This window comes from Nocardioides anomalus (genome assembly GCF_011046535.1).
Classification (GTDB): domain Bacteria; phylum Actinomycetota; class Actinomycetes; order Propionibacteriales; family Nocardioidaceae; genus Nocardioides; species Nocardioides anomalus.
In genome coordinates this window covers 3629209-3649600 of record NZ_CP049257.1, presented here as the reverse complement: position 1 = coordinate 3649600, position 20392 = coordinate 3629209, and the positions used below count along the sequence as shown (strand labels likewise).

Sequence of the window (20392 nt, the reverse complement as noted above, 5' to 3'; positions counted from 1 at the left end):
GGGCCTACCAACGCCGATCTCAACGGCCGCGCCAAGGCACCCAGTCGCGATCAGCCTTGGGGTCGTAGCTCGACTCGTGAATCCTGTGACCCGCGGACCGCAGCATCCTGAGCTGTCCTGCATCACCGGCTCGAGACTCGCGCTCTGACACCTCGTCCCACACCACGTCGAAGGGCCAGCGACAAAGCTGGACTGAGATACCCTCCCGCCGGATCTTCCACGTGTCCCTGCTGACCCAGCCCGCGCTCCGCAGGTCGAGCTCGTCCTATGTTAGCTGCAGGTAGGCGATCACAGCGCGACGGTCTTGGTCGAGACCTCGTTGAAGAGGAAGCGGTAGCCAAACTCGTGGGTGTTCATCGGATCTTGCCTCGGCCCAGCGGCGCAGAGATGCCCGCGAGCAGTTCGTCCAGTTGTGCCACGCTGGCCCATCCGTTCACAGAGACCTCGCCGTCAGACCCAACTCGCACTTCGACCCGGTCCGGAATGTCGTCCAACGTGTCGGCAAGGTGCTCGTAGCGACTGCTGAGGAAGCGGAAACGCTGATTCGTCGAGCCGACCCAGGGACGCACGAGATCCGGCTGAGTCGCGACGTAGCGCCCGTCCACGAGTAGGTCTGTGTGGGCGAGCAAGCCATACGCGCCGAGGGGAGCGTTTGGTCCCTTCAAGTGCTCGTAGTCGTGGCCCGTGAATGTCATGACGGAGAGACCCAAGCGTTGCACCGCTGACGCGAGACCACTAAGGGGCAGGGCCTGCTCAAATGGCTCACCGCCGAGGATGGTCAGACCCTCGACATCTGCAGCACGGATCTGTTCGACCAAGATGTCGACCGCGACCATCTGGCCGCCGTTCCCGGTCCACATCTGCGGGTTGAAGCAACCGTCGCACCGAATGGTGCATCCCTGCGTCCAGACCGCGAATCGCCGTCCCGGTCCCTCCGCGTCCGTTTCGGTTACGACCGAAGCGATGCGGACGAAAGCGTCAGATGTCGACGATCCGTCCACCGGAAGGCCTTTCGGTCCTCGTGTCGGGATGCGCGGTCGGGGGTTGGCGCGATTGGGATGAGCGTGGCCCGAAAACCACCGTGTTCCTGAACCTGACCATCTCATGCGGCTGAAGACCCGCGGCTTTTACAAGGTCGTTGAGATCAGCGAAACCGCCTCGGCCATCGCGGACGGAGATCACGTGCGTCGCCACGACGACGTCGATGCCAAGGCTCTGGACCAGCGTGTGCGCATCTGCCGCGTTCACGTCGACAGGAGCGGGCGTTTGCGACGGTTGGGCGTGAGCAGCTGACGCGGGCACATTCCCAGCTGGCTGGTGGGGGGCAGTCGGCGGAGGGGGGAGTATCCAGGAGTCGGAGGTGTCGCCGCCGGGATCGCTGCGTCGGAGCCGCTGAAGTAGTCCCTTTGTTCGACGCCGAGGAAGCCCGGCGGTCGTGGGTGCAACGGATCTGTGGCGGGCGTCTGGGTGTAAGCGGAGGCGACGCCCACGTTCGGCTGGTTGTACCAAGCGTGTGCTTCGGTTCGGGCGGCGCGCCATCGCAGGTAGTCGCGGTTCAGCACGATCGCGTACACCAGAAGCGCTGCCCACACGGCGAGCGCGAGCCCGCCGCCCCAATTGCTGGTGGACTCGCTGCTACCAGCTGTCTCGCCGTTGCTTGTCTCACTCACGTCGCCGGACACCGTGAGCACGACCCAGACGGCCGCGGAGGCAACGCCCGCGATCGCGGCGGCGATCCAAAACTTCCTCGTTTGGACGCGGATCGCCACATAGAGGAAGCCGATGAACGAGAGCATGCCGCAGCCAAAGACAGGAGCGAGAAGCCACGCGCTGTGCCTCCACCGCCACCTCTGGTCTGCTATAGGGTTGCCGTGCCCAGGGTTAGAACTGGGATAGGCCATCGTCGACCTCGCTCGTCGTTGCGGATTGCGTGTACTCGTCAGTGAAAGCACTCTGGGTGATTTGCGCGTCGAGGAGATCCTCGAGGAGCTCCAAGCTGTTGAGACACTTGGGACCCTTCATTCCCTTTGTCTCGGCATGAATCGCACCATCGACGCCGATGTTCAGGACGATCTGCTCGCTCATGTGACCGCTCCGACCTCGAGCACCAGCGTTGTCGAATCGTCGGCCTCAGTTCGCTCAGACACCAGCAGTAGACCGGCACCTGGCGCACGCTGCTTGAGCCGCTGAAGGACTGCCTGTTGCACTTGGAGCCCGTACGCCTTGTCGATGGCGTTGATGATCCCTACTGCTCGCTCCTCGTCGATGTCGCCGGTGAAGTGGGCTTGCCAGACCCCCGCGTCATCGCGGGTGAAGTCCGCTCGGACACCTGCCCAGTCGGCGCGGAGGATGCTCGCAGACCTGTTCACAACGGCTTGGGTGTCAGCCAGGGCGGCCGCTAGCAGGGACTCGTCACGCATCCGCGTGTTGACTTGGCACACGGTTCGACCATGATCGTCGGTATCGGACCTGCTGGCCTGCCATGCGCTCACGGCCGCGATCGCAATGGGTACGAGGACTATGGACACGCTCATCAGAAATCAACCATCCTTCCGCCCCTCGACAAATCGTGGTCCCTGGGTTCGTCCGAGTTCCCGTCCTGGGTTGGGCGTGGGGGAGCGGTGAAAGGCGCCTGTGCCACGCCCGTGTGGTACCCGGAGAGATCCTCGGGCGCGGTAGCTGCAATCGCGCGATCGGCGGCCCAAGCCCGAACAGCTGCGATCTGCTCTGCCTGAGTCTGACTGAGAGGAATCATGTTCTGGACGGCGCGGGACAGGTCTTCGAAGGTCATGGCCCGACGTTCGGAGAACGCATCAAATAGACCAGTGACGACCAATTGTTCGATCTCTGCGCCGGCGAAGCCCTCCGTGGACTTCGATAGCTGTTCGAGCAGACCGTGGGTGATAGGAAGGCCGCCAGCCTTCGATTTGGCAAGACGCTTGTCGAGATGTAGCCGCCAAATCTCGTAACGCTCGGACTGTGTTGGGAGGTCGACAAAGAAGATCTCGTCGAAACGCCCTTTCCGCAGGAACTCGGGGGGCAGGCCATCCACTTTGTTGGCAGTGGCGATGACAAAGACCGTCGCGGTCTTTTCCTGCATCCAGGTCAGAAAGGTTCCGAACACGCGAGTGGAGGTGCCAGAATCGCCACTTCCACCGATCCCGGAGAAACCCTTCTCTATTTCGTCGAGCCACAGAATGCAGGGCGCCGCCGCCTCGGCTGTCTTGATCGCGGAGCGCATGTTCTGTTCGCTCGATCCGACGACGCCAGCGAAGACCTTGCCGATGTCGAGCCGCAGTAGCGGAAGCTCCCAGCCAGCAGCGACGGCCTTCGCCGTCAGCGACTTGCCACAGCCAGGGACGCCGGTCATCAGGACTCCCTTTGGGGCAGGAATGCCGTATGCGGTGGCCTCGTCGAGCCACGAATTGTTCCGCTTCGCCAACCACCGTTTCAGGTTCTGCAGTCCGCCGACGGCGTCGAGTTCCACATCCGCGTCCACAAACTCGAGGATGCCCGCCTTGCGAACTGTCTGCTTCTTCTCCTCCGTCACTATGTGGACGTCATCATCGCTGAGCACGCCATCGTTGACCATCGCACGAGCGAACGCGTTGGACGCTTCGTTGAGAGTAAGACCAAGTGCCGCCTTCGCCAGCCTCTCGCGGCCGACGTCGTCAACTTCGATTCTCAGGCGGGCGTTGTTGGCGGTGTTTGCGGCAATCATCTGGTCCAGCACTGCGCGGATCTCCACCTCAGTAGGCAGAGGGAAGTCGAGCAGCGTCACGTCCTTCTCGAGCTCGCTTGGTATCCGCAGAACAGGCGCAATGATGATCGCAGTTCGTGGGGCTGCGCCCGACTGAAATGCATGCGACACGTCACGGATTCGCCGGAGCACGTTGGGGTCGGCAGGTCGCCGATCGTCGCCCAGGTATGCATGGAGGTCAAGCAGGATGAAGACCCCGGGTTGGTCGTTCTGCAGCATCCAATCGAGCGCCTGTGCCGGCTCGGAAGTGCCGGCGACAGCAACGCCATCGGTGCCCGTGAAACCCTTGGTGCTACTCCACACGTGAACCGGCCTGAGGGTGCGGATCAACTCGACATCGGAGGTGACGGCATGCAGCTCGGCGAGCACTCGGGCCTCTTCGAATGACTCGACATAAAGAATGGGGAACCGCGCCCGCAGGAGTTGCGCCAGGTTGTTGCGGAACGATGTCGGGACCTGCAACACCATGAACAGCTCTCCCGTGGACGTTCTGGCTCCCCGTGCCCGTCAGTCGGAGCACCCAAGGGATTCGGCCTGATTGCGTCTTATCACGGATCTGAACTGTTCGCTCACCTCTGGGTCGAACTTGGTGTCTGCGCACTGGCGCCAAAGGTGACGTCAGTCAGTCGCACAGGCTGGCCGCGTGCGTGCCCGCTCGCATGAAGGCGTAGGCGCGAGGTCAAGGTTCTTGGTCTCGACGATGCTGGCCGCTTCGACGGCCGGTGGCACCAGCGAACCAGTGCTGCCGGAGGGGCATCCCTCCAAAGTCGATGAGCAGGTCTTCGCTCAGGAATCTCGCCGTCGTGGTGAGACTGATCCGTGCCATGAGCCGACAGGTACGCACGACTGTGGTGCGGGTTGCGGTAGGGATCGACGGGTTGGGAGCGAGGGCAGTCCGAGGGGCGGCCGAGGCCAACCCAAGCGATACTTGGATCCGGTCACGCCCACCCGGAGAGGCCGGGGTGCCGTCTCACGGCGCGGGGTGACGTCGAGGCTCAACTAGGCGCTTGGTCTCGGGCAGAGGATGGGCGCCGATGTCACAGGTCTTCCAAGAGCCCGCGACATACCTCGGGGGCCCGCCGTAGTTTCTGGCCATGACGAGTCGCGGCCCTGGATCCATCCAGTTCACCCTCAATGGGCAGCGCTACGAGCTCGGACGGGCTGTGGTCAAAGATCGACTGGCCGGCGTGATTCCTGAGGTCATTCGAAAGCACGGGGTCAGAGTCAACGACACGTGGTTCCCCGTCATCCAGGCCTTCGAGGTCGCAACAGGCATCCCACGCTCTGACTTCATCTCGCACGCTGCTAGACGGCACCTCTCGGCCCTCGGCTTCGAGGTGTCAGGCGAAGTGGCGTCCCGCAGTGGCCCCGCGGCGTCACCATCGCCGAGAGTGGTGGCTCAGGCAGACACCGCCGCCGGTGGGGTGGCCCCGTCCGGCACGGTAGGGGAGTGGCACACAGAGGCCAACGTGCAGGCGTCTCTCGTGACGGCCCTCGCGGCGGATGGCTGGCGCATCCTCTCGGTGGCGAATACGACAACCAAAGAGCGCGGAATCGACGTGATCGCCTCGGGTGACGGCAGGACCGCCGGCGTGGAGGTGAAAGGTTTCCCCAGCCGCAACTACGCCGACCCTGCCCGGGCGGGAGAGGTCAAACGCACCAGTCCCAGCACGCAGGCCGGTCATTGGTACTCCCAGGCTGTGCTGGCGGCCATGCGGCTTCGCGGGAGGGAGCCGCAGTGGAGCAGTGTCATCGCCCTACCCGACTTCGCTCGCTACCGGGACCTTTACCAAGAGACAGCGGGCTCACTCTCTGCGGCCCAGATTGAGGTCTGGTGGGTCAGCGAGGCCGGCACGGTGGAACGGGACGGCAGGTGACGCTGACTTTCACCGCGATGATGGTGAGGCCGGACCACTGCAAAGTTGCCCTGGACTTGCGCTATCACGGTCGCAACCAGAACTGAACCGCCGCGTCCTGTCGGAGGACTCGCCTAGCCTGCCGCCATGGATGAACCGCGGCCTGGCGAAAGCCTCATGTCACCGTACGAGCAGAAACGGTGGAAGGAGCTGCAGGCGCACTGGGAGAGGAAGGCGGAGAGGCGGCAGTTGATGCCACCTCGGGCCAAGGCCGCGCTCGGCAAGGCGGGGGAGGCCGCGAGGAACACGACGTCGAGAGCCGGGTCTGCCATCGCGAGCAGAACGCCCGTGATGGTCAAGGACTTCGCCGGGTCGACCGTCGAAGCAGCCCTTGTGCCCACGGTTCGCCACGTTGTCCAACTGCTGGAACTCTTGAACGAGTGGGTGGTCGAGCTCACCGATCCGGAGAAGGTTCTGGAGTTTCACCGGGAGAAAGGCCGCAGTGTGGAGAGCCTTCACGACCTAAAGGCCCTCGACCTCGAGGAACTGGACGAGCTTCTCGATTGGATGGCGTTGCGTTGGGCCACCCTCGGCGCCGGACAAGGCGCTAGTTTTGGAGCCTTGGCCATGATCCCCGTCCCGGTTGTGGGCAGTGTTGCGGCGATCAGCCTCGATCTGATCGCCATGCAGGCGCTCACTGGGGCCATCGCAACAAGGGTTTGTTACGCATACGGGTTCGACGCCGCCGACCCGGACATGCGCCACATGATCGACCGTATGGTCGTTAGGGCCTACCGGAATCAGACGGTCAAGGCTGGGTCAGTGAAGAAGGCGGGCGCGGCCTTCGATGCTGCCAAGGGCCGGGTCAAGTGGAGTCAGAAGCTTCGCGAGGACCACAAGTTGATGGCTGCCGTCGAGAAGTTGCTGAAGAAGGCGGGAGACGGGACTCACGTTCCGGTGAAGAACGCACGTATGGGCATGCCGGTCGTGAGCGTCCTGGCCGGGGCGGCCACCAACGGTTTCGTTTTAGGCGACACGGTGAAATAAGCCCGCTACTACGGCGCCACGGTGCTCCTTGCCGAGAAGCACGGGTTAGAGCTGCCCCCCAATCTCCGACGGGACGTTGACGAGGAAACCCCCGAAGATGACACCGAGTAACTCCTTTTGAAGGCCTGCGGGCCAACGCGGAGAGCCGCCTGATACCGCACACCCACGACGGCCTGTCGACTGCCGCCCGGGCGGGTTCTCTGCACGCTCACGTGCCCCTTCCTCGCGCGCCTGCTCGAACCTCCGCGTGGCTGCTGCCGCTCGAGTGGTGCGGCACGGGCCCGCCCCCCGATGGCCCCTCGACGCTCTATCACCGCTTGGTGATCCCGCTCAAGTGACGTAGATCGACTAGATGCGGTTGCTGTCGACCGTGAGGCTGATCCGTGCTATGAGCCGACCTGGGCGCACGACTGTGGTGCGGGTCCGGTAGGGATCGACGGGTTGGGAGCGAGGGCAGGCCGAAGGCCAACCGAGCCCCAACCAGGCGATCCCTACCGTGACCCGCACCACAGTCGTGCGCACAAGGGAGAGCTCATGGCACGGATCAGCCTCACGGTCGACGGCGAGAAGGTGGCCGACGACGTCGAGCCGCGGATGCTGCTGGTGCAGTACCTGCGGGAGAAGCTCGGGAAGACCGGGACGGTCATCGGGTGTGACACCAGCAACTGCGGTGCGTGCACGGTGCACCTGGACGGGACGTCGGTGAAGTCGTGCAACGTCTTGGCGGTGCAGGCCGACGGGTCGTCGGTGACGACGATCGAGGGGTTGGCCCAGGGGGGTCAGCTGCACCCGGTGCAGGAGGCGTTCCGGGAGTGCCACGGCCTGCAGTGCGGGTTCTGCACGCCGGGGATGATCATGCAGAGCGTCGACCTGCTCAAGGAGAACCCGTCGCCGTCGGAGGAGGAGATCCGCCTCGGGCTGGAGGGCAACCTGTGTCGGTGCACCGGCTACCACAACATCGTGCGGGCGGTGCAGTACGCCGCGGAGCACGGTGGGGGAGCCTCGAGTGCGCAGGACGGGCCACCGCCTGAGGTCGAGGCCGGTACGCCGCAGGAGCAGGGGGCGTCGGTATGACCGCCGTGCAGGACGCGCCCACGCCCGCGCTGGAGATCGGCAAGGACCGGCGCCGCAAGGAGGACCAGCGGCTGATCACGGGCCGCACGCGCTGGACCGACAACATCACGCTGCCGGGGATGCTGCACCTGGCGATGGTCCGCTCGCCGTTCGCGCACGCCAAGATCGTGTCGATCGACACGACGGCCGCGAACGCGATGACCAACGTCGTGGACGTGTTCACCGGCAAGGACTTCGGCGAGGAGATGGGCGTCTGCATCAACGCCTGGCCGATCACGCCGGACCAGGTGGCGCCGGTGCACCAGCCGATGCCGAGCGACCGGGTGGCGTTCGCCGGCGAGATCGTGGCCGTCGTGGTGGCGCGGACCGCTGCGGAGGCGCGCGACGCGGCCGAGCTGGTCGACGTGGAGTACGAGGAGCTGCCGGCGGTCACCGACCTCAAGGCGGCGGTCGAGGAGGGCTCGCCGCTGGCGCACCCCGACCTGGGCACCAACAAGTCGGCGCTGTGGGTCTTCGACTCGGCCGAGGCCGGGACGGGCAGCAGCGTCGAGGACGCGATCAGCAAGGCGCGCACCGACGGCGTCGTGGTGGAGCGGGAGTACCGCCAGCAGCGGCTCATCCCGGCGTTCATGGAGCCGCGCTCGGTGGTGGTGGATCCGACCGGTGAGCAGTACACGATGTGGTCGGCCACCCAGATCCCGCACATCCTGCGGTTCGCGCTGGCCGCGACGACCGGCGTACCGGAGTCCAAGATCCGCGTGATCGCCCCCGACGTGGGCGGCGGGTTCGGCGGCAAGCTCCAGGCCACGCCGGAGGAGTGGATCGCCTGGGCGGTCGGCCGGCGGATCGGCAAGCCGGTCAAGTACACCGAGACCCGGTCGGAGTCGCTGCTCTCGGCGCACCACGGCCGCGACCAGTGGCAGAAGCTGACCATCGCCGCCGAGAAGGACGGCACCGTCACCGGGCTCAAGGTCGAGCTGCTGGCCGACCTCGGGGCGTACGTCGCGATCGTGGGCGGCGGCGTGCCGGTGCTCGGCGCGTTCATGTTCAACTCGATCTACAAGTTCCCGGCCTACCACTTCGCCTGCCAGACGGTGCTGACCAACAAGGCGTGGACCGACGCCTACCGCGGCGCCGGCCGACCCGAGGCGACGTTCGGCATTGAGCGGATCATGGACGACCTCGCGGCGGAGCTGAAGATGGAGCCGCTGGAGCTGCGCGAGAAGAACTGGATCAAGCACGAGGAGTTCCCGTTCACCACGGTGGCGGGGCTCGAGTACGACACCGGCAACTACGAGGCCGCGACCGCCAAGGCCAAGGAGATGTTCGGCTACGACGACCTGCGGGCCGAGCAGATGGCGCGCCGGGCCTCCGGCGACACCGTCCAGCTGGGCATCGGCATCTCGACGTTCACCGAGATGTGCGGCCTGGCGCCCTCGCGGGTGCTCGGCAGCCTGGACTACGGCGCCGGCGGCTGGGAGCACGCGAGCGTGCGGATGCTGGCCACCGGCAAGGTCGAGGTCATCACCGGCGCGTCCGCGCACGGCCAGGGCCACGAGACGGCGTTCAGCCAGATCGTCGCCGACCGGCTCGGGGTCGCGTTCGAGGACGTCGAGGTCCTGCACGGCGACACCCAGATCGCCCACAAGGGGCTGGACACCTACGGGTCCCGGTCGCTGGTGGTCGGCGGCGAGGCGCTGGTCAAGGCGGCCGACAAGGTCATCGAGAAGGCCAAGCCGGTCGCGGCGCACCTGCTCGAGGCGTCGGTGGACGACATCGAGTTCAACGCCGGGACGTTCTCGGTCCGCGGCACCGACCAGGGCATGGCCATCGGGGAGATCGCCACCGCGGTCTTCGCCGCGCACAACCTGCCCGACGGGATGGAGCCGTCGCTGGACAGCGACGCGACGTACGACCCGGTGAACTTCTCCTTCCCGCACGGCACCCACCTGTGCGCGATGGAGGTCGACACCGAGACGGGCTCGCTCAAGATGCGCAAGTACGTCTGCGTCGACGACATCGGCAACATCATCAACCCGCTCATCGTGTCGGGTCAGATCCACGGCGGCCTGGTGCAGGGCATCGCGCAGGCGCTGTGGGAGGAGGCGGTGTACGACGACGCGGGGACCCTGGTCTCCGGCTCGTTCGTGGACTACTTGCTGCCGACCGCGGCCGACACGATCAGCTTCGACGTCGACCACACCACGTCGCCGTCGACGACCAACACGCTCGGGACGAAGGGCGTCGGCGAGGCCGGCACCATCGCCTCCACGCCGGCGGTCGTGAACTCGGTCATCGACGCGGTGCGCCACCTGGGCGTCAAGGACATCACCATGCCCTGCACGCCCGAGCGGGTGTGGAAGGCGATCCACGACCAGGGCGGCGGCGGCGCCGACCCGACGGAGGAGTCGGCGATGCCGCACTTCGACACCGACGCACCCAACCAGGACCCCGGAGAGACGGGAGTGGACCAGTGATCCCCGCACAGTTCGACTACGCGGCGCCGACCAGCGTCGAGGAGGCCGTGGCGCTCCTGGGCGAGCACGGCGACGACGCGAAGATCATGGCCGGCGGCCAGAGCCTGCTGCCGGTCCTGCGGATGCGGCTCAACGCTCCGGAGATGGTCATCGACCTCGGCAAGATCGAGGCGCTGCGCGGGGTGCGCGAGGAGGGCGATGCCCTGGTCATCGGGGCCATGACCCAGCACGCGGTCGTGGCCAGCGACCCGCTCATCGAGGAGCACGCCCTGCTGCTCCACAAGGCGGTCCAGCACCTGGCCGACGCCCAGATCCGCCACCGCGGGACCCTCGGCGGCGCGCTCGCGCACGCCGACCCCGCCGGTGACATGGGCGCCCCGGCGCTGGCCCTGGGCGCGCAGTTCGTGATCGCGGGCCCGAACGGCACCCGCACGGTCGAGGCCGACGACTTCTTCATCGACCTGTTCGAGACCGCGATCGGCGAGGACGAGATCCTCACCGAGATCCGGTTCCCGAAGCACACCGGCTGGGGCGCGCACTACGAGAAGTTCGTGCGCGTGGCCCACCAGTGGCCGATCGTCGCGGTCGCGGCCGCCGTACGCGCCGAGGGCGGCACCATCGCCGAGGCCCGGGTCGGCCTGACCAACATGGGCAACACCCCCATCCGCGCCCGCGGCGTGGAGGAGGCGCTGGCCGGTCAGCCGGCCACCGCGGACGCCGTACGCGCGGCGGCCGAGCGCGCCACCGAGGGCACCAACCCGCCCTCGGACCTCAACGGGGACGCCGACTACCGGCGCCACCTCGCCGGCGTGCTGACCCGCCGGGCCGTCCTCACCGCGGCAGGAGTCTGATAGCTGCATGGATCTCTCGCACCGCTTCACTGTCCCCACGCCGGTCGAGGAGACCTGGGCGCACTTCCAGGACATCGCGTCCGTCGCGGAGTGCTTCCCGGGTGCGACCGTCACCGAGGCCACGGAGCAGACCTTCGCCGGCTCGGTGAAGGTCAAGCTCGGCCCGATCGCGCTGGTCTACAACGGCTCCGGCACCTTCGTGGAGAAGGACGAGGCGGCCCACCGCTTCGTCGTCGACGCCAAGGGCAAGGACAAGCGCGGGAACGGTACGGCGGGCGCGAAGGTGACGCTGGCGATGGAGAGCTCCGCCTCCGGCGGGACGGACGTGCAGGTCGACACCGACCTGGCCATCACCGGCAAGCCCGCCCAGTTCGGGCGCGGTGTCATGCAGGACGTCTCCGACAAGCTGCTCGGGCAGTTCGTCGCGTGCCTGGAGCAGCGGCTGGGGTCGTCGTCGGACTCCTCCGATGACGACGCGGCCGCGGCCGCGGGTGGTGCGCACAAGGCCGACGCCGGCGCCGAGACCGCACCCAGCGCCGACCCGGTCAGCGCTCCCGAGGACCCCGCCCCCGCGCCGGCCGCTGCCGGCGCGGGGTCGGCCTCGACTCCGCACTCGGCACCGCCGGCCGCTCCGCGGCCGTTGCGGTCGACGCCGCCTCCGGCCTCGAGCGACGACTCGCTCAACCTCGGGGCGGCGGTGCTGCCGGTGCTGGCCAAGAGCTACTGGAAGCAGGGGCTCGGCGCTCTCGTGGTGGTGGCGCTGCTCGTGCGCTGGTTGCGGCGGGGCTGAGCGCTCTTCGCGCGTGCCGGTCGTGGTTGCGTCCCGTGCGGACAACCCGACCTGCCATCGTTTTCACGCCCGGACAGGCCCTCAAGCCTGGGTGCCCACGCTCGGCTCTCGTAGGCGGGTTGACAGCCTGCCCGGGCGCAAAAGCGAGCCAGGATCGGGTTGCCGCCCGGGGTGTGGCTGCCTGCGGTCTCTCGTCGATCGAGACCGGAGGAGACCGACCAGGGCCGGCGTCCTTCCGATAGCCAGCCAGCTTTTGCGCCGGGCCGGGGCAGTCAAGGACGGACTCCCTCGGGCCGAAGGCCCCTCGCAGTTCGCCGCTTGCGGCGCCGAAGGCGTCCTTGACGGCCCCGGCACGGCGTCAAACACTGGTGGCTTCGGAAGGACGCCGCCTTCCACAACCACGGCCCTCGAGCGGGGGGCGCCTCACTCCGCCGGTGACACCACCGGCGGCATGACCTCACCGTCCGCCGGCGCCTCCGCGCGCGCACGCCGTTCACGTGCCGCGGCAGCTGCGGCTCCAGCCGCGCCAGCGCGAGCAGCCCGCACAGCAGGCAGCCGACGACCAGCATGCCGACGTACACGCTCCCCAGCGCGTGCCCGATGAGGAACCCCGACACCGGCGGCGCGATGACCGCGGCGAGCTGGAAGGCGCCCGAGGACAGCGCGTTGTAGCGCCCACGCAGGTGGTCGGGCGCGAGGTCGTTGACCAGTGCGGGGATGGTCGGCTGGAGGAGCGTCTCGCCGAAGGCGAACACCGACGCGCACGCGGCCACCAGCAGGGTGGCGCCCAGCGTCCCTGACACCAGCCCGGACAAGCCGAGCAGCAGCCAGGCCAGGCTCCAGACCACGCCCATCACCGCGATCACGCGCGTGCGCCTGCGGCCCTCGATGCGCTGCAGGACCACGAGCTGGAGCAGCACGATGACCAGTGTGTTGGCGCCGAAGGCCAGGCCGAGGCCGCGGGTGGAGACCTCGCCGACGGCGCGGGCGTACGCCGGGAAGCCGGTGTTGAGCTGGGAGTAGCCGACGTAGGAGGACACGAAGCTGAGCACGGTGAGCGTGGCCATGGCGGGGGAGCGGAAGACGGCCAGGTAGCCGGTGGCGGGGGCGTCCGCGTCGGCTGAGGATCGGGTGACGGCGGCGCCGATGTGGCGCAGCGGGCCGAGGAGGAGCAGCAGGGCGGGGAGGTACGACGCGCCGTCGGCCAGGTAGATGGCCTGGAAGGAGGCGGCGTTGTCCACGTCCACGAACAGGCCGCCGACCACGCCGCCGATGCCGACGCCGAGGTTGAGCAGGGTGAAGTTCACGCCGAAGTAGCGCTGCCGCAGCTGGCTGGGGATCACGCTGGCCACGACGGCCTGCCAGGCGGGCCAGCTGGCGCCGAAGGCGATGCCCTGGACGGCGAGGGCGACGGCGGCGACGGTCTCGGTGCGGGCCATGGCCAGCAGCACGTTGCTGACGGCCATGAGGGTGAGCACGCCGAGCTGGATGCGGCGGGCGCCGAGGCGATCGATGGCGGAGCCGCCGGGGCCGACGATGAGCAGGCCCATGAGGGGCGGGAGGCCGAGGAGCAGGCCGACGTCGCCGAGGTCGAAGCCGCGGACCTCGTGGAGGTAGACGACGGTGAACGGCAGGACCAGGCCGGTGCCGAGGAACTCGACCACGACGATGGAGAGCATCAGCCGGCCCTCGCGGGGCAGGGCGCGCCAGAAGCCCGACGGTGCTGGGGAGGGGGCGGGGGAGGCGGCGGACATCGTCGCCGACGATGCCACCCGGCACCGACACACCGACACCGGTTTCCGGACCTGACAGCGCGCGGGACAGACCCGGGACCGGTGACCCGCTCGGACTACAGACGCCAGGACCCGCCACCCCCTAGGGTGGCGCATCGTGAAACGGCTCGTGGGGACCGCGATCGGCCTGGCGGTGATCGCCCTCCTCCTGTGCATCCCCGTCCTCTTCTACGGCAACGGCTCGGTGGACCCGGTCTCGGAGGAGACCACGATCACCAACTACGTCGCGGACTTCACGGTGGCCGAGAACGGCGACCTGGACGTGACGGAGACGCTGACCGTCGACTTCCCGTACTTCGGCAAGCACGGCATCTTCCGGTTCTGGGACAAGGTCGACCCCAACAACCCGCACGCCCGGCTGATCCCCGAGGACGTCTCGGTGACCATGGACGGCAGCCCGGAGCCGTTCGAGATGAGCGACGAGGACCACGGGCGCTTCCGGGTGGCCAAGATCGGCTCGGCCGACGTCACCCTGGACACCGGCGAGCACACCTACGTGCTCAAGTACCACATCGACGGGGTGCTCCAGGAGAACCAGGAGAGCATCACCGGGGACGACGTCCCCACGATGTTCTACTGGCAGCTGGTCCCGCGCGGGTGGCAGCAGAGCATCAGCCAGTCCACGCTGACCGTGCACCTGCCGACCGACAGCGCCGACGAGGTCAAGTGCGCGGTCGGCGACAACGCCAGCGACGGGTGCACCGCCCAGGGCGCCGGCACCAAGGACCTGACCGTCACCACCGGCCCGATCGGCCCGCGCACGCCGGTCACCATCGGCACCGGCCTCGACATGGCCACGCCGGACCCGGGGCACTCGGTGCCGTGGCCGGGCCGCTGGGACCGGGTGCTGTCCAGCCACCTGTGGGTGCTGGTGCTGGTGCTCCTGCTGGCCGCGGTGGCCACGGCGATCGGCTCGGTGCTGGGCGCCAAGTCGCGCGAGAAGGCGCCGGGCTTCCCGGTCCTCTACGCGCCGCCGGACGGCATCGGGCCGGCCCAGGCGAAGTACATCTACAGCGAGACCGTCGACCGCTCGACGTACGTCGCGACCCTGATGTACGCCGCGGAGAAGGGCGCCGTCGACCTCACCCGGGGCGCCGACGACTCCTGGACCATCAAGGACAAGGCCGGGCCGCAGGGCTGGGCCGGGCTGGATCCCGTCAGCACCGACATCGCGCACATCCTCGGTGGCCCCGGCACGGCGTTCACGGCCAGCAAGAAGGACGTCGCGGCCGGCAAGCGGCTCAAGAGCGAGCTGGACCGGTTCGAGAAGAGCGTCGAGGTGTGGGGCCGCAGCTCGGGGACCATGGTCTCCAACGGGCTCGGCGGGACCGGCGGGCTGCTCGTGCTGGCGGGCTTCGCGGCGGTGCTGGTGGCCGCGATCTGGAACCCGGTCAACATGACGATGGTCGGGCTGATCCCCGGCGGCTTCGCGGTCGGCGGCACCTCGCTGATGGCGACCGGCTCGAGCACCACGCGCACCCGCACCGGCCGGGACCTGTGGTCGCGCGTCGGCGGGTTCCGGCGGATGCTGGCCACGCCGTCGAGCAAGCAGCGCTTCGACTTCTCCGGCCGCAAGGAGCTCTACACCGCCTACATCCCGTGGGCGGTGGCCCTGGACTGCGCGGACGAGTGGGCGCAGAAGTACCGCATCGAGGTCGGCGAGGAGCCGCCGGTGCCGGGCTACTTCGCCGGGGCCTACGCCGGGTCGCACACCGCGTCGTACGTCGACTCGATGGTCGACAGCTTCAGCAGCACGGTGGACTCGGCCATCTCCTCCTACAACGCCACCCAGACCTCGTCGTCGTCCGGCGGCGGGGGCGGTGGCTTCTCCGGCGGCGGTGGCGGCGGCGGAGGTGGCGGCGGGTCCTGGTGACCGCCGGCCCAGATCGTGCTAGGACCTGTACCAACCCGAGAAGAGAGACAGCGCCATGCTCATCGCCCTGATCGTGATCGTCGTCATCGTGGCCCTCATCGGGTTCGCGGTCGTCGGCTTCAACAAGCTCCGGACCAGTGACATCGGGGCGCAGGAGGCGCTGGGCGGCATCGACGTCCAGCTGACCCGCCGCGCCGAGCTGATCCCCAACCTCGTCGAGACCGTCAAGGGGTACGCCGCGCACGAGTCCGGCGTCTTCGAGGAGGTCACCAAGGCCCGCGCCGGCGTGGTCGCCGCCGCAGCCGGCAACGACGTCCCGGCCAAGGCCGCCGCCGACGCCGCGCTGCAGCAGGCGCTGGTCCGGGTCAACGCGGTCGCGGAGGCCTACCCCGACCTCAAGGCCAACCAGAACTTCCTCGAGCTGCAGGGTCAGCTGGCCGAGACCGAGAACCAGATCGCCTTCGCCCGCCAGTACTACAACGACGCCGTGGCCTCGCTCAACAAGCTGGTCATGACCATCCCGTGGATGCTGTTCACCGGCATCGCCAACGTGCACAAGCGCGAGTTCTACGACGCCCCCGAGGGCCAGCAGGTCGCGCCGCAGGTCTCCTTCGGCAACCCCACCCCGCCCGCGCCGCCGGCCGCGCCGGCTGCACCGGCCGCCCCGGTGACGCCGCCCCCCGCGCCAGCCGCTCCGGCCGCTCCGGCCGCGCCCCCCGCGACGCCGCCGGCCACCCCGCCGGCGCCGCCCGCCGGTGGTGTGCCGCCCGCGCAGTAGCCCGCCGTACGCCGACGGCCCGCCCGAGTCCTCGGGCGGGCCGTCGTCGTGTGCGGTTCAGCGGGGGCGGCGGCCCCGCAGGCGCTGGCGGATGTTCTTGACGATGCCGGCCAGCGCGTGGCCGGGGTCGCCCTCGAGCGCGTTGCCGTCCGGGCGCGAGGCCAGCACGTTGCCGGTCGTCGGGCCGGTGGGCTCGGTCAGGTCGGTGGCGCCGATCGGGAAGAACGGGTTGATGATCCGGGCGTAGACGAAGGGGAGGTACTGCGCGCCGAAGCGGATCACGTCGTTGGCGGGGGTGAGCTGGGCCGGCAGCCACGGGTGGTCGAGGCGGCGCATGACCTGCCGCGCGGTGCGCGCCGGCGAGGCCACCGGCGGCGGCGGGCGGCCGATGAAGCCGGCGTAGTTGGCGGCCTGGGTGTAGATCGGGGTGTTCACGCCCCCGGGCGCGACGTAGCCGATGGTGACGTGGGGCAGGTCGCGGTTCTCCACGCGCAACTGGCCGACCAGGGCGCGCACGCCCCACTTGGACAGCACGTACGCCGTCATGGACGGCACCGCGATGTGGCCGATGAGCGACCCCACGAGGAGCAACTGGCCGCGGCGCTGGCGCCGCAGGACGGGTACGACGTGGCGCGCGACGTTGACCGAGCCGTGCAGGTTGGTGCGCAGGACGCCGTCGAAGACGTCGGCGGGGACGTCCTCGGTGCGGCCGTAGGCCACCACGCCGGCGCAGCTGATGACCGCGTCGAGGCGGCCGTGCCGCTCCAGCGCCGCCCCGACGAGGGCCGCGACGGCGGCGTCGTCACCGACGTCGGTCGGGACCACGAGCGTGGAGGCGGCGCCGGCGTCCTTGCACTCGCGCTCGGCGGCGTCGAGCGACGCGCGGCCGCGGGCGGCCAGGACCACGTGGTCACCGGCTCCGGCCGCGGCCACGGCGGTGGCGAGCCCGATGCCGCTGGAGGCACCGGTCACGAGGACGACGCGTGGGGTGGGCACCCTGTGCCGGTCACCCGGGGAGGTGGGTCTGCAACCCACCCCCCGGGGTGGGCTGGGTCAGCCCAGCTTGGCCAGGTCCTCGTCGGTCAGCTCGATGCCGGCCGCGGCGGTGTTCTCCTCGAGGTGCTCGACGCTCGAGGTGCCCGGGATCGGGACGATGACCGGCGACAGCTTGAGCAGCCAGGCCAGCGCGATCTGCGACGGGGTCGCGTCGTGGGCGGTGGCGACCTCCTTGAGCGCGTCGTCGGAGACGTGGTCGGCCACCGGGCGCCACGGGATGAAGCCGATGCCGTGCTCGGTGCAGTGGTCGAGCAGCTCCTGCGAGGCGCGGTCACCGAGGTTGAAGCGGTTCTGGACCGAGACGATCTCCGCGATCTCCTGGGCGTCCTGGAGCTCCTGGACCGAGACCTCGGACAGGCCGATGTGGCGGATCTTGCCCTCGTCCTGCATCGCCTTGAGCTCGCCGATCTGGTCCTCGGCGGGCACGTCGGGGTCGATGCGGTGCAGCTGGAGCAGGTCGATGCGCTCCACCTGGAGCTTGCGCAGCGAGAGCTCGACCTGCTGGCGCAGGTACGCCGGGCGGCCGACCGGGATCCACGAGTCCGGACCCTGCCGGGTCAGCCCGGCCTTGGTGGCGATGACGAGACCGTCGGCGTAGGGGTGCAGCGCCTCGGCGATGAGCTCCTCGGACACGTTGGGCCCGTAGGAGTCGGCGGTGTCGATGAAGGTGATCCCGAGCTCCACGGCGCGCCTCAGCACGCGCAGCGCCTCGTCGCGGTCCTCGGGCTCACCCCAGATGCCGGGCCCGGTGATGCGCATGGCGCCGTACCCCAACCGGACGACCTCGAGGTCGTCGCCGAAGGTGAAGGTGCCCGCGTGGCGGGCGATCTGGTCAGACATTCACATCTCCTGTTCGGGGCGGCCCTCGGCCGCCCACTGCGTGTGGAACGTGCCGTCGCGGTCGACGCGGCGGTAGGTGTGCGCGCCGAAGTTGTCGCGCAGCGCCTGGATCAGGGCGGCGGGCAGCCGCTCGCGGCGGAGCCCGTCGAAGTAGGACAGGGAGGAGCCGAACGCCGGGACCGGTACCCCGCCGGCGGCCGCGGTCGCGACCACCTCGCGCCAGGCGTCGACGCCCTCCTTCACCGCGTCGGCGAAGTACGGCGTGGTCAGCAGCGTCGTGAGGTCCGGCTCGTCGGCGTACGCCTCGCGGATCCGGTCCAGGAACTGCGCGCGGATGATGCAGCCACCGCGCCAGATCGTGGCCAGCTCGCCGAGGTCGATGTCCCAGCCGTGCTCCTCGGCACCCTTCGCGATCTGGTCGAAGCCCTGGGCGTAGGCGACCACCTTGGAGGCGTAGAGCGCGGCGCGGACCTGGTCCACGAAGGTGTCCCTGTCCACCTCGACGCGCTGCTCGTCCGGGCTGGTGGAGAAGACCTTGCGCGCGGCCTCGCGCTGGTCGGTGTGCCCGGACAGCGAGCGGGCGAAGGTCGCCTCGGCGATGCCGGTGATGGGGACGCCGAGGTCGAGCGCGCTCTGCACGGTCCAGCGGCCGGTGCCCTTCTGCTCGGCCTCGTCGCGGACCACGTCGACGAACGGCTGCCCGGACGCGTCGTCGAAGCGCAGCACGTCGGCGGTCAGCTCGATGAGGAAGGACTCGAGGTCGCCCTCGTTCCACTGCGCGAAGACGTCGCCGATCGCGTGCGGCTCGAGGCCCGCGACCGAGCGGAGCAGGTCGTAGGACTCGGCGATGAGCTGCATGTCGGCGTACTCGATGCCGTTGTGGACCATCTTCACGAAGTGGCCGGCGCCGTCCGGGCCGACGTGCGCGCAGCACGGCGTGCCGTCGACGACCGCGGCGATGGACTCGACCACCGGGCCGAGCTGCTCGTAGGCGTGGTCGGAGCCGCCGACCATGATGGAGGGGCCGTTGAGGGCGCCCTCCTCGCCGCCGGAGACGCCCATGCCGACGAAGTGCAGGCCGTGCTCCTCCAGCGTCTGCTGGCGGCGCAGGGTGTCGGTGAAGTGGGCGTTGCCGCCGTCGACCACGATGTCGCCCTCGTCGAGCAGCGGGACCAGCTCGTCGATGACGGCGTCGGTCGCCTCCCCGGCCTTGACCATGATGATGATCGCCCGGGGGCGCTCGACGGCCTGCACGAGCTCCTCGAGGCTCTCGCAGCCGGTGAAGTCGCCTTCCTCGCCGAACTCCTCCAGCATCGCCGTCATCCGCTCGGTCGTGCGGTTGTGCACGGCGATGGCGTGGCCGTGGCGGGCGATGTTGCGGGCCAGGTTGCGGCCCATGGTGGCGAGGCCGGTCAGGCCGATGGTCGCGGGGGCGTCGTGTGCAGGCATCTCTGGGCCAACCACTCCCGCGCGCGGGTTTGTTCCGGCGGGTGGGTCAGAACACGTTGAAGGGGCGGTACTGCACCGAGATCCGCGGCCCGGCGTGGGCGACCTTGGGCACGGCGTGCTCCCACGTGCGCTGGCAGGAGCCGCCCATGACGACCAGGTCGCCGTGGCCCATCTCGACCACGACGGGGTCGGCGCCGCCGAGGCGGGGGCGCAGGTGGAGCCTGCGCGGGTCGCCGACCGAGACGATGGCGACCATGGTGTCGGTGGTCTTGCCGCGGCCGATGGTGTCGCCGTGCCAGGCCACGGAGTCGCGGCCGTCGCGGTAGTAGGCGCAGCCGGCCGTGCGGAACGGCTCGCCGAGCTCGACGGCGTAGTGCGCGGACAGCACCTCGCGGGCCTCGGTCAGCACCGGGTGGGGGAGGTCCTCGCCGATCATGTAGGTGTGCAGCAGCCGCGGCACGTCGACCACGCGGTCGTACATCTGGCGGCGGTCGGCGCGCCACGGCACGTCGCGCACGAGGGTCTCGAAGACGTCGTCGGGGTCGGTCAGCCAGCTGCGCGCTATGTCCACCCAGGCGCCGCGGGTGAGCGTGGTGCGCTCGAGGGCGGTGCAGTCGAGGGCGCGCGGCTGGTCCGCCTCGGCGGGGGCGAAGAGCGTCGACTGGAAGTCCATGCCGGGAGTGTACGCCTCGTTCGAACGTCTGTTCGACAGGTTCCGGCCGTGGCCACAGCTGGGGGAGGACGCTTC

19 protein-coding genes are annotated in these 20392 nt (G+C 69.1%); 8 read left to right on the top strand and 11 right to left on the bottom strand.

All coding sequences use genetic code 11. The annotated features are described in order from the left end of the window. Positions 1-353 precede the first annotated feature (353 nt). The 6 genes from G5V58_RS18335 to G5V58_RS18310 all read right to left on the bottom strand — a co-directional run bounded on the left by G5V58_RS18335 (position 354) and on the right by G5V58_RS18310 (position 4228). Positions 354-1001 (bottom strand): 4Fe-4S single cluster domain-containing protein, encoded by a 648-nt coding sequence (locus tag G5V58_RS18335; RefSeq protein ID WP_407939636.1) that lies wholly within the window; start codon positions 999-1001, stop codon positions 354-356. Further along, entirely contained in the window at positions 979-1248 is a 270-nt protein-coding gene (locus tag G5V58_RS26760; protein WP_165235971.1) for a helix-hairpin-helix domain-containing protein, read from the bottom strand. Before G5V58_RS26760 ends, G5V58_RS18335 begins: the two co-directional genes overlap by 23 nt. Further along, positions 1245-1796, bottom strand: a complete 552-nt coding sequence (locus G5V58_RS18325) for a hypothetical protein (protein ID WP_165235967.1) — start codon at positions 1794-1796, stop codon at positions 1245-1247. Before G5V58_RS18325 ends, G5V58_RS26760 begins: the two co-directional genes overlap by 4 nt. Before the next feature lie 85 nt (positions 1797-1881). Continuing rightward, a complete protein-coding gene (locus G5V58_RS18320; protein WP_165235965.1) occupies positions 1882-2085 on the bottom strand; it encodes a DUF2997 domain-containing protein in 204 nt (67 codons plus the stop codon). Then, on the bottom strand, positions 2082-2492 hold the full coding sequence (locus tag G5V58_RS18315; RefSeq protein WP_230486728.1) for a hypothetical protein: 411 nt from the start codon (positions 2490-2492) through the stop codon (positions 2082-2084). Before G5V58_RS18315 ends, G5V58_RS18320 begins: the two co-directional genes overlap by 4 nt. A gap of 41 nt (positions 2493-2533) precedes the next feature. Next, the gene (locus G5V58_RS18310) at positions 2534-4228 is read right to left on the bottom strand and encodes an AAA family ATPase (RefSeq protein WP_165235961.1); all 1695 of its coding nucleotides are present in this window, start codon (positions 4226-4228) and stop codon (positions 2534-2536) included. A gap of 626 nt (positions 4229-4854) precedes the next feature. Between G5V58_RS18310 and G5V58_RS18305 the strand changes: the two genes are divergently transcribed. The 6 genes from G5V58_RS18305 to G5V58_RS18280 all read left to right on the top strand — a co-directional run bounded on the left by G5V58_RS18305 (position 4855) and on the right by G5V58_RS18280 (position 11855). Next, positions 4855-5637, top strand: a complete 783-nt coding sequence (locus G5V58_RS18305) for a hypothetical protein (protein WP_165235959.1) — start codon at positions 4855-4857, stop codon at positions 5635-5637. 126 nt (positions 5638-5763) lie between these two features. Next, positions 5764-6663, top strand: coding sequence for an EcsC family protein (locus G5V58_RS18300; RefSeq protein WP_165235957.1), 900 nt, complete (start codon positions 5764-5766; stop codon positions 6661-6663). Positions 6664-7197: 534 nt separating this feature from the next. Further along, on the top strand, positions 7198-7737 hold the full coding sequence (locus G5V58_RS18295) for a (2Fe-2S)-binding protein (RefSeq protein WP_165235955.1): 540 nt from the start codon (positions 7198-7200) through the stop codon (positions 7735-7737). Continuing rightward, positions 7734-10214 carry a xanthine dehydrogenase family protein molybdopterin-binding subunit gene (locus G5V58_RS18290; RefSeq protein WP_165235953.1) on the top strand — a complete coding sequence of 827 codons (2481 nt, stop codon included), beginning with the start codon at positions 7734-7736 and terminating at the stop codon, positions 10212-10214. The genes G5V58_RS18295 and G5V58_RS18290 overlap by 4 nt, the downstream gene beginning before the upstream one ends. Then, positions 10211-11065 carry an FAD binding domain-containing protein gene (locus G5V58_RS18285; RefSeq protein WP_165235951.1) on the top strand — a complete coding sequence of 285 codons (855 nt, stop codon included), beginning with the start codon at positions 10211-10213 and terminating at the stop codon, positions 11063-11065. Before G5V58_RS18290 ends, G5V58_RS18285 begins: the two co-directional genes overlap by 4 nt. A gap of 7 nt (positions 11066-11072) precedes the next feature. Further along, a complete protein-coding gene (locus tag G5V58_RS18280; protein WP_165235949.1) occupies positions 11073-11855 on the top strand; it encodes an SRPBCC family protein in 783 nt (260 codons plus the stop codon). 272 nt (positions 11856-12127) lie between these two features. Here the strand turns inward: G5V58_RS18280 and G5V58_RS18275 are convergent, their stop codons facing one another. After that, the gene (locus G5V58_RS18275) at positions 12128-13609 is read right to left on the bottom strand and encodes an MFS transporter (protein WP_165235946.1); all 1482 of its coding nucleotides are present in this window, start codon (positions 13607-13609) and stop codon (positions 12128-12130) included. A gap of 136 nt (positions 13610-13745) precedes the next feature. Between G5V58_RS18275 and G5V58_RS18270 the strand changes: the two genes are divergently transcribed. After that, positions 13746-15521 carry a DUF2207 domain-containing protein gene (locus G5V58_RS18270; RefSeq protein ID WP_165235944.1) on the top strand — a complete coding sequence of 592 codons (1776 nt, stop codon included), beginning with the start codon at positions 13746-13748 and terminating at the stop codon, positions 15519-15521. Between the two features lie 55 nt (positions 15522-15576). Next, a complete protein-coding gene (locus G5V58_RS18265) occupies positions 15577-16299 on the top strand; it encodes a LemA family protein (RefSeq protein ID WP_165235942.1) in 723 nt (240 codons plus the stop codon). A gap of 57 nt (positions 16300-16356) precedes the next feature. On the opposite strand, the gene G5V58_RS18260 is transcribed toward G5V58_RS18265, so the two are convergent. From G5V58_RS18260 to G5V58_RS18245, 4 genes are read right to left on the bottom strand one after another with little or no spacing between them, the layout of a single operon-like run. Next, positions 16357-17295 (bottom strand): SDR family NAD(P)-dependent oxidoreductase, encoded by a 939-nt coding sequence (locus G5V58_RS18260; protein WP_165235940.1) that lies wholly within the window; start codon positions 17293-17295, stop codon positions 16357-16359. A 57-nt stretch (positions 17296-17352) separates the two neighbouring features. Continuing rightward, on the bottom strand, positions 17353-18195 hold the full coding sequence (locus tag G5V58_RS18255; RefSeq protein ID WP_165235937.1) for an aldo/keto reductase: 843 nt from the start codon (positions 18193-18195) through the stop codon (positions 17353-17355). Further along, positions 18196-19644, bottom strand: coding sequence for an NADP-dependent phosphogluconate dehydrogenase (gene gndA, locus G5V58_RS18250; protein ID WP_165235933.1), 1449 nt, complete (start codon positions 19642-19644; stop codon positions 18196-18198). Positions 19645-19690: 46 nt separating this feature from the next. Then, positions 19691-20317: an alpha-ketoglutarate-dependent dioxygenase AlkB gene (locus G5V58_RS18245; RefSeq protein WP_165235931.1), complete on the bottom strand. Its 627-nt coding sequence runs from the start codon at positions 20315-20317 to the stop codon at positions 19691-19693. Between the last annotated feature and the right edge of the window lie 75 nt (positions 20318-20392).